Below are 7,260 nucleotides of genomic sequence, written 5' to 3'. Positions count from 1 at the left end.
CTCGGCTCATGGCGCGTGCCGTCGGGGTTGTTGGGATTGGTGAGCACGGCGATATCAGCGTCCGCGAGCGCCGCGAGATCGGAACTCTCGGTCACTTCCCAACCCGCGGCCAAAAAGACCGCTGCATATTCGTTGTAGGTGGGACTGAGGATTCGCACGCGTCCGCGCGAGGCGAGATGTGGCAGCCATTGAATGGCTGCCTGCGCCCCATTCGTGGCGAGGATCGGCGCTTCCGTGCCGTAGGCCTGCTGCGCGGCGCGATGAAGGGACTGGATGGCTGATGGCGAAGGCAATTCGTTCCAGCAGGCCGGCGGCAGTTCGCCTACCGGATACGGCTGCCGATTGACGCCGGTCGAAAGATCAATCCAGTCTTGCGCATGGCCGCCGAAACGCTGCAAGGCGACGGCGAGATTTCCACCATGCTCAGGCATTTCCGGCTCCCCTCACGAGAAGGCCAGAATAATGAGCACGGCTGCGGTGAGCAGCATGGTGCGGCGGTAGAGTTTTAATCCTTGCCCGATATCCGCAGCGAGCGGGTCGCGCGCGCCACTGTTCAGCCAAGGCTCCTCGGATAGCGTGCCATGGTAGATTCGGGGACCGCTCAACCGCACGCCGAGCGCGCCGGCCATCGCCGCTTCCGGCCAGCCCGCATTGATCGAGCGGTGACGACGCGCCTCTCTCATCATGCACGACAGTGCATCCGCGGGCCGCGCGGAAAGGACTGCGAACAGAAAGCCGGTCAGGCGGGCCGGTATGAAGTTGGCGAGATCATCGATGCGCGCCGCCGCCCAACCGAAGGCTTCGTGACGTGGCGTACGGTGGCCGATCATGGAATCGAGCGTGTTGATGGTTTTGTATCCGACAATACCGGGCAAGCCGAAGATGGCTCCCCACAGCACCGGCGCGATAACGCCGTCGGATGTATTTTCAGCCAGACTCTCGATCGACGCCCGCGCGATTCCAGCTTCATCGAGGCTGGCGGGATCGCGGCCCACGATGCGCGCGACCGCCGAACGCGCAGCTTCGAGATCGCCCGACTGCAACGGGCGCGCGACCGCGGCCAGATGGTCATGAAGCGAGCGCAACGCCACAAAAGGCCATGCCAGGATTCCCGCGATGACGATGCCGCTCCAGCCGGTTGTTAATTGTGCCCGGATGGCGATTGCGAGAATTGTCGGCAATGCAATCACAACCAGTGTCGCGATGACACCGGCGGCGCGCCGGAGTGCAGGCGGATGAGAGCTCCGATTGCAGGCAGCGTCCGCCGTGTCGATCAACCGGCCGAGCCAGGTCACGGGATGGCCGATGAGACGGAACAACAGCTCCGGCCATCCCAGCACGGCGTCTATTGCCATCGCTACCGCCATCGCTCCCGCGAACTCCACGCAAAAATCTCCTACGCTGACCTTCGTCATGCTCAAGAAGTTGGCCGTGCGCAAGCCCAATCGGACCCTGGATTCGCTTTGTCTTTGCCGGCAAATGATGGTTATTGCTGACGGAAATGGAGGGCGCATGCCCATCGTCTTGATAACGGGAGGGGCGCGGTCGGGAAAAAGCCGGCACGCGGAGGCGCGCGTGCGGGCCTTTCCGGGACGGCCGGTCTATATCGCGACCGCCGAAGCGCTTGACGACGAGATGACGGAGCGCATCGCCAAGCACCGTGCAAGGCGCGGCAACGAATGGGTCGAGCGTGAGGTGCCGCTCGACCTGGTACAGGCCCTGATCGAGACTGACGGCGGCGGTGCGAGACTCGTCGATTGCCTGACGCTCTGGTTGTCAAACCTGCTTCATGCCAAGCGCGACTGGCCGAGGGCCGTCTCCGAACTCGCGGACGGGTTGAGCCGTCAGCGCAGCCCCGTCGTCATGGTCACGAACGAGGTCGGGCTTGGCATTGTGCCTGATAACGCCTTGGCGCGCGCCTATCGCGATGCCGCAGGCCACATGAACCAGACGATGGCTGATATCGCTGACGAGGTCGAGTTTGTCGTGGCCGGCCTGCCGATCAAGCTGAAATAGATTTGAGCAAATGAAGTTCGAAGGTTTGGTCAGATGAATTATATCGAGCTTCTCGGGAGGGCCGTGGCGGACATCAGGATAGCCGTCTCGTTCTCGACGATTCTGCCCGCCGGCCCGGCAAAGCCCGTCAACGACGGCGAGGTCGCGCGCGCGAGTTGGGCGTTGCCAGTTGCAGGACTGGTGGTGGGTCTCGCGGGCGCGATCATCTATGCGATCGCGCATCGTGTTGGCCTGCCAGCCGAGGCCGCCGCCGTGTTGGCGCTGGTGGTCACGATATTTGTCACCGGCGCCCTCCACGAGGACGGCCTTGCCGATACGCTCGACGGCCTCGGCGGGGGAAGGAGCCGCGAGCAAAAGCTCGAGATCATGCGCGACAGCCGGATCGGCACGTATGGCGCCTGTGCCCTGATCGTATCGATCACGTTGCGATGGACTGCCCTTGCGACCATCGCCGAGCCGGCGGCGGTTGCCGCGGCGTTGCTGATCGCGCACGCCGCGGCGCGGGCGACATTGCCGGTCTTCATGTGGCTGATCCCGCCGGCGCGACCGGATGGGCTTTCGGCGGGTGCCGGACAGCCGCTTCCGCAAAGCGCGATCATTGCCCTGGGCGTCGGGTTTCTTTGCCTCGCGATCGGCTTTGGACCGGGCAAGGCGATCACGGGGCTAATTCTGCTATCTGTCGTCGCGTTGGTGTGGGGCTTCATTGCAACGCGGCAAATCGGCGGACAGACGGGTGACATATTGGGGGCGCTGGAGCAGGCCGGCGAGATCGTGGTCTTGCTGATGGCGGCAGCGTTGGTCTAGGGAAATCCGATGGTCGCATTCGACGAAGCGTTTCGCCGGCAACTGCACGAGCTGTTTGTATGGCGCCGGGACGTGCGGCGTTTTCGCCGCGATCCGCTGCCCCAAGGCGCCATCGAGCGGCTGATCGAAACCGTTTGCCTGTCGCCTTCCGTGGGCTTGAGCCAGCCCTGGCGCCTTGTCATTGTCGAGGAGCCCGCGAGGCGCCGCGCCGTGATCGAGGATTTCAAGGCCTGCAATGCGGACGCGCTGCGGGCTTACTCGGGCGAGCGTGCCTCGCAATACGCAACCCTCAAGCTCGCGGGGCTCGAGGAAGCCCCAGCTCATCTCGCCGTATTCGCGGACAAATCAAGCCAGACCGGTCATGGCCTGGGGCGCATGACGATGCCGGAGACAACAGAATATTCGGTCGTGGCCGCCATCTGTTCGATGTGGCTCGCGGCGCGCGCGGAGGGGATCGGGCTTGGCTGGGTATCGATCCTGAATCCCGCGCACATCAACGGCATCCTCGATCTACCAACGTCGTGGAAGTTCATCGGATATCTCTGCCTCGGCTATCCCGAGACGGAGGACGACCGGCCCGATCTGGAACGCGCGAAATGGGAATGCCGGCGCGCAGCCGACCAATTCACGACGCGGCGCTAGCGGTCCGGCGAAACAGCCGACGGCGTCCGGCTGCGGCGAGCCCGGTAACAATCAGCATGGCACAAGCCGAGAAGGTCAGGACGGTCGGGACATGCGTCGGCGCGAGCTGCCAGTCCGGACCGATCACATCAGCGCTGTCGAAAGTCTCGCTGCTGTTCGAACACACGACGTTGCGGTTGGGATCGCTGGCGATCTCGCGGTCCATACGCGCTTCAAGCTCCTTTGCCGCAGCCTGGTTGCCGGGCATCGTCGTCAGGTGCGCCAGTGGTGCCCGCGCGCCGGCCAGATAGGCGTGGGAGCATTCATTGAACGGGCTTTGTTCGTCGGCGAGACCGCCGGGCACAAGGCCCCAAAAGCAGGTAAAGGTTTGCAGGCTCACGAAGCCGGTGAGCCGGCGCAAGGTCGGGTCCGTTACAGGCTGGCGGGCCGCCAGATCGAGGATCCGGCTTCGATACCTTGCGACGACCGGCATCTCGCCATGGGAAATGGCGGGAATGGCGACGCCGCGTATGGGTCCGTCATTTCGTCCCTGATGATGGGCGTAAACCGGCGTCACCGCGAGTACTGTAAGGACGGCGATCAGTACGAATCCCCGGCCGCGACCTGTCCTGCTATTGCGGCCCGTCATCGCAGATCCCGTGGCGAGACAAGTGAGGCGAGCGTCCAGCGTCCGCCTCCGCCCGACAGTTTGGCTCTGGTGAGCGGAGCGACGTCAATATGCCGGAAAGCCTCCGGGCCCACGCCAAGCGCGTGAACGATCGCAGCACGGATCACGAGGCCATGCGTAATGGCGAGAACGGAACCGGCTTCGATGAGCATCCGGTCCATCCATTCGGCGACGCGCTTTGTCACGTCGGCGAATGATTCGCCGCCATGGGGCGCCGCGCGCGGATTGCGCAGCCAGTCCGCGGCCGCGGCAGGCTCATTGGCTTCCACGTCGTCAAGCGAGCGTCCGGCCCAGCGGCCGAAATCGCAATCGCGCAGCAACGGTTCGATGGTGGAGGCGAGCGCAAGGCCGTCCGCGGTTTGGTGGGCGCATAGCGCCGGGCTGCGCAAGACGATGTCGCAAGAGGGGAGGCGGCCTGCAAGGCCAGAGAGACTTTCCCGGCCCCTGGAATCGAGCGGCTCGTCAGCGGCAAAAGCAACAGAGCCGACCGAAGCGGTTGATGCCGAGCAAAGCAGATGAAGACGCATCGTCATGCTTCATCTACCCTTAAACAAATCAGACCGTCGAGCTAGAGTTCCGATTCCGAAGTTCGCAAGCTCGTGCGGCAGCCTCTGATGCGAACTTCGGAATCATAAAGAACTCCAGCAATTATTGGTTTTTAGTGCGGCTTTTGAATTTGAAGTTCATATATAGAACTCGCGGCGAAACTGATTGGAACTTCAGATCGCCGCACTTCGCAACGCCGGTTCGCGTTCGGCGACCACCCGCTCGGCGGCGACACCAAACAACAGCCCAAGCGCGCCCCACATGATCGCCTGCCCACCCAGCGACGCGATCCGGAATTGCCACAACACTGCCGCCGGGAAGCCTTCAGGCACCTCGCTAACTCCAGGCAACGCAAACGCGACGGCGCTTACGACCACGATGTAAACGCCGGCGGCGATCAGCGCTGCATTTCCATTGCCGAAGCGCCGATTGAGCCGAAGCCGCAGCATTCCGGCGGCGATCATGGCGGCGAGAGAAATCAGGATCATCACGAAATAAAGGCTTGTCCGCATGTCGATCGTCTCAGCCAGTCCGACGGACGGCGGGTTGGCCGGATATTTCAGCATTGGCACGAGATAGACGCTGACGAAGCCGGCGACAGCCAGCAAAGCCGATGCGGCTCGCGCGCCAAAGTCGCCCATGCGGCGGTAGGCGACGGCGAAGACAAGCGCAAAAATGCCGCCAAAGGCGGTGCTGTAGACGGCGACAGCGGTCAGTAATCCGATGCCTGCCTGAACCGAGCGGCTGACGAGTTCGGGATTTTCCACCGGCGCGGGAAGCCCCTTCGCTTTGGCCTCGTCGGCCTTGGCCTGCTCCATAGCGCTCTCAAAGGCGATGGCGCGGTCAACCGAAGGCTCGCCGGCAAGTTTGAGAAAGCCGAAGGAAAGAAGCCCGGCGACCAGGCCAAGCAGCATGCCGCGCACAAGCAGTTTTCCGGTCATTTAGGCCTTCAGTGACAGGGAAAGCCGAGCAGATGGCGGCCGTCATGGACAAATTCGTGCACGTACATGCCGTTGAAAACGGCGAGGGCGCCTTCCTCGACGCCAACAAAATAGATGCCAAGTACCAGCAGCAATCCGCCGAAGATCGCCCAAGGCAGGATCTCGCGCACCGGGATTGCGGACGGCACGGTCACCGGAAGGGAACGGGTCATGGCCATCAGAGGTCTCCTTGGTTGCACTTGCCTTGGTTATACGACTGTCCTTGCCTATTTCAATCGGCAAAGAAGCCGAGCATGGCTTTGAGGGTCTCTTTCGGCGCTTCTTCCTGCACGTAGTGTCCGGCCGGCGCGGCATGGGTGCCGACAATGTTGGTCGCATATTTCGACCAGACCTCTTTCGCATTGTGGTTGCGGCCAACGCCACCGGTGGCGCCCCACAGCAGGAAAGTGGGACACGTCACCCGTTTGCCGGCATTGAAATCGGCCGTATCCATCTCGAGGTCGCAGGACACGGTCGCGCGGTAGTCCTCGCACATCGCGTAGACCGTTCGCGGGTTCTTGATGCAGCGAATGTACTCGTTGAGCGCTTCCGGCACGAAGAAGCTCGTGCCTTTATCGGTCTTTGACAATTTCTTGCGAAGAAAGAATTCCGCGTCGTTGTTGATCATCGTCTCCGGATATGGCGTCGGCTGGATCATGAAGAACCAGTGCCAGGAGAACTTGCCCCAATTGAACGTCACGTTGTTGAGAAGGTGATGCTGGGGCAGCATGTCCACAAAACAGGCCTTCCGGATTTTATCGGGATGATCGAGGCACATCCGGTGCAGGACCCGGGCGCCACGATCATGGCCCGCCGCTGAAAATGTCTCGAATCCCAGCTTCTTCATCAGCTCGACCATGTCCTTGCCCATTTCTCGGAACGAGTAGGCATAGTGCTCGTCACCACCGTCGGGCTTGGAACTGTCGCCGTACCCGCGGATATCCGGCGTCACCACCGTGAAGCGTCGCGCGAGGTCGGGCGCCACGCGATTCCAGGACAAGTGCGTGAACGGATTGCCATGCATCAAGAGCAGTGGTGGGCCTTTCCCGCCATGGCGCAGCACAATGTCCACGCCGTTCACATGCAGCGTTTCCCTCTTGAAGCCTTCCATCATCGCCGTTTCCCCCGGTCTTGTTGTCGGTGGCAGCAGGTTCGCCTCTAACCCAGAGCCACTTCGATTTCAACGGGGCTCCAATGCGCGGAATCGCGGCGCGTGGACTTGATCCGGCCAGCACCGGTGTTTGATTTTTAACCTTGATGATTAGCATTTTTGTAGCAGGTCAGCGCTATCCATTGCACAAGCGCTGCGAGAGAAGCCCGCACGGTGTCTATCCAGAACGGTTTGTTTGGACAGAACAGCGGGGAAGTACCGGCGTGAACCTCATTTCCAGATTTTTGAAAGACGAAACGGCTGCCACGGCCATCGAGTATGGCCTGATTGCGGCCGGTATTGCGCTTGCCATTATTACCGCCGTGAATGGATTGGGCTCGAAGCTCAATGCCAAGTTCTCCTCGATCAACAGCTCCTTGAAGTAATTTCTGGCGCCTCTTTCTCAGGGACGTGTCCGGAAATACCCCCGCTTGCTCGCGCGGGAGCCCCCGACT

11 protein-coding genes are annotated in these 7,260 nt (G+C 62.0%); 4 read left to right on the top strand and 7 right to left on the bottom strand.

Annotated features, from left to right (window positions below; all coding sequences use genetic code 11):
• Nucleotides 1-431, bottom strand: a 431-nt coding sequence (locus WB528_RS20410; protein ID WP_423890216.1) for an aminotransferase class I/II-fold pyridoxal phosphate-dependent enzyme, incomplete at its 3' end; no start/stop codon positions are given.
• Between the two features lie 12 nt (nucleotides 432-443).
• Nucleotides 444-1,385, bottom strand: a complete 942-nt coding sequence (cbiB, locus tag WB528_RS20405; protein WP_423890215.1) for an adenosylcobinamide-phosphate synthase CbiB — start codon at nucleotides 1,383-1,385, stop codon at nucleotides 444-446.
• Nucleotides 1,386-1,512: 127 nt separating this feature from the next.
• Here cbiB and cobU point away from each other — a divergent pair, with 127 nt between their 5' ends.
• From cobU to bluB, 3 genes are read left to right on the top strand one after another with little or no spacing between them, the layout of a single operon-like run.
• Nucleotides 1,513-2,016 (top strand): bifunctional adenosylcobinamide kinase/adenosylcobinamide-phosphate guanylyltransferase, encoded by a 504-nt coding sequence (gene cobU / locus WB528_RS20400; protein ID WP_423890214.1) that lies wholly within the window; start codon nucleotides 1,513-1,515, stop codon nucleotides 2,014-2,016.
• A 33-nt stretch (nucleotides 2,017-2,049) separates the two neighbouring features.
• Nucleotides 2,050-2,820 carry an adenosylcobinamide-GDP ribazoletransferase gene (gene cobS / locus WB528_RS20395; protein WP_423890213.1) on the top strand — a complete coding sequence of 257 codons (771 nt, stop codon included), beginning with the start codon at nucleotides 2,050-2,052 and terminating at the stop codon, nucleotides 2,818-2,820.
• Nucleotides 2,821-2,829: 9 nt separating this feature from the next.
• Nucleotides 2,830-3,462, top strand: a complete 633-nt coding sequence (bluB, locus tag WB528_RS20390) for a 5,6-dimethylbenzimidazole synthase (protein WP_423890212.1) — start codon at nucleotides 2,830-2,832, stop codon at nucleotides 3,460-3,462.
• Here the strand turns inward: bluB and WB528_RS20385 are convergent.
• The 5 genes from WB528_RS20385 to WB528_RS20365 all read right to left on the bottom strand — a co-directional run bounded on the left by WB528_RS20385 (nucleotide 3,446) and on the right by WB528_RS20365 (nucleotide 6,766).
• On the bottom strand, nucleotides 3,446-4,090 hold the full coding sequence (locus WB528_RS20385) for a hypothetical protein (RefSeq protein ID WP_423890211.1): 645 nt from the start codon (nucleotides 4,088-4,090) through the stop codon (nucleotides 3,446-3,448). The two genes, bluB and WB528_RS20385, sit on opposite strands and share 17 nt — an antisense overlap.
• Nucleotides 4,087-4,662, bottom strand: a complete 576-nt coding sequence (locus WB528_RS20380) for a histidine phosphatase family protein (RefSeq protein WP_423890210.1) — start codon at nucleotides 4,660-4,662, stop codon at nucleotides 4,087-4,089. Before WB528_RS20380 ends, WB528_RS20385 begins: the two co-directional genes overlap by 4 nt.
• A 186-nt stretch (nucleotides 4,663-4,848) precedes the next feature.
• A complete protein-coding gene (locus WB528_RS20375; RefSeq protein WP_423890209.1) occupies nucleotides 4,849-5,616 on the bottom strand; it encodes a CbtA family protein in 768 nt (255 codons plus the stop codon).
• An 8-nt stretch (nucleotides 5,617-5,624) separates the two neighbouring features.
• Nucleotides 5,625-5,834 carry a CbtB domain-containing protein gene (locus WB528_RS20370; protein ID WP_423890208.1) on the bottom strand — a complete coding sequence of 70 codons (210 nt, stop codon included), beginning with the start codon at nucleotides 5,832-5,834 and terminating at the stop codon, nucleotides 5,625-5,627.
• A gap of 53 nt (nucleotides 5,835-5,887) precedes the next feature.
• The gene (locus tag WB528_RS20365; RefSeq protein WP_423890207.1) at nucleotides 5,888-6,766 is read right to left on the bottom strand and encodes an alpha/beta fold hydrolase; all 879 of its coding nucleotides are present in this window, start codon (nucleotides 6,764-6,766) and stop codon (nucleotides 5,888-5,890) included.
• A 263-nt stretch (nucleotides 6,767-7,029) separates the two neighbouring features.
• On the opposite strand from WB528_RS20365, the gene WB528_RS20360 reads away from it, so the two are divergent.
• On the top strand, nucleotides 7,030-7,191 hold the full coding sequence (locus WB528_RS20360; protein ID WP_423890217.1) for a Flp family type IVb pilin: 162 nt from the start codon (nucleotides 7,030-7,032) through the stop codon (nucleotides 7,189-7,191).
• Nucleotides 7,192-7,260 lie beyond the last annotated feature (69 nt).

This window comes from Bradyrhizobium sp. (assembly GCF_049586575.1).
In the GTDB taxonomy this organism is placed as follows: domain Bacteria; phylum Pseudomonadota; class Alphaproteobacteria; order Rhizobiales; family Xanthobacteraceae; genus Bradyrhizobium.
This window is presented reverse-complemented; position numbering and strand designations above follow the sequence as displayed.

What these genes read in the sequence shown, in the direction of transcription:
- bluB (WP_423890212.1), top strand. Translation starts at nt 2,830, where the DNA reads ATGGTCGCATTCGACGAAGCGTTTCGCCGGCAACTGCACGAGCTGTTT.
- WB528_RS20375 (WP_423890209.1), bottom strand. Translation starts at nt 5,616, where the DNA reads ATGACCGGAAAACTGCTTGTGCGCGGCATGCTGCTTGGCCTGGTCGCC.
- cobU (WP_423890214.1), top strand. Translation starts at nt 1,513, where the DNA reads ATGCCCATCGTCTTGATAACGGGAGGGGCGCGGTCGGGAAAAAGCCGG.
- WB528_RS20385 (WP_423890211.1), bottom strand. Translation starts at nt 4,090, where the DNA reads ATGACGGGCCGCAATAGCAGGACAGGTCGCGGCCGGGGATTCGTACTG.
- cobS (WP_423890213.1), top strand. Translation starts at nt 2,050, where the DNA reads ATGAATTATATCGAGCTTCTCGGGAGGGCCGTGGCGGACATCAGGATA.
- WB528_RS20380 (WP_423890210.1), bottom strand. Translation starts at nt 4,662, where the DNA reads ATGACGATGCGTCTTCATCTGCTTTGCTCGGCATCAACCGCTTCGGTC.
- WB528_RS20365 (WP_423890207.1), bottom strand. Translation starts at nt 6,766, where the DNA reads ATGGAAGGCTTCAAGAGGGAAACGCTGCATGTGAACGGCGTGGACATT.
- WB528_RS20370 (WP_423890208.1), bottom strand. Translation starts at nt 5,834, where the DNA reads ATGGCCATGACCCGTTCCCTTCCGGTGACCGTGCCGTCCGCAATCCCG.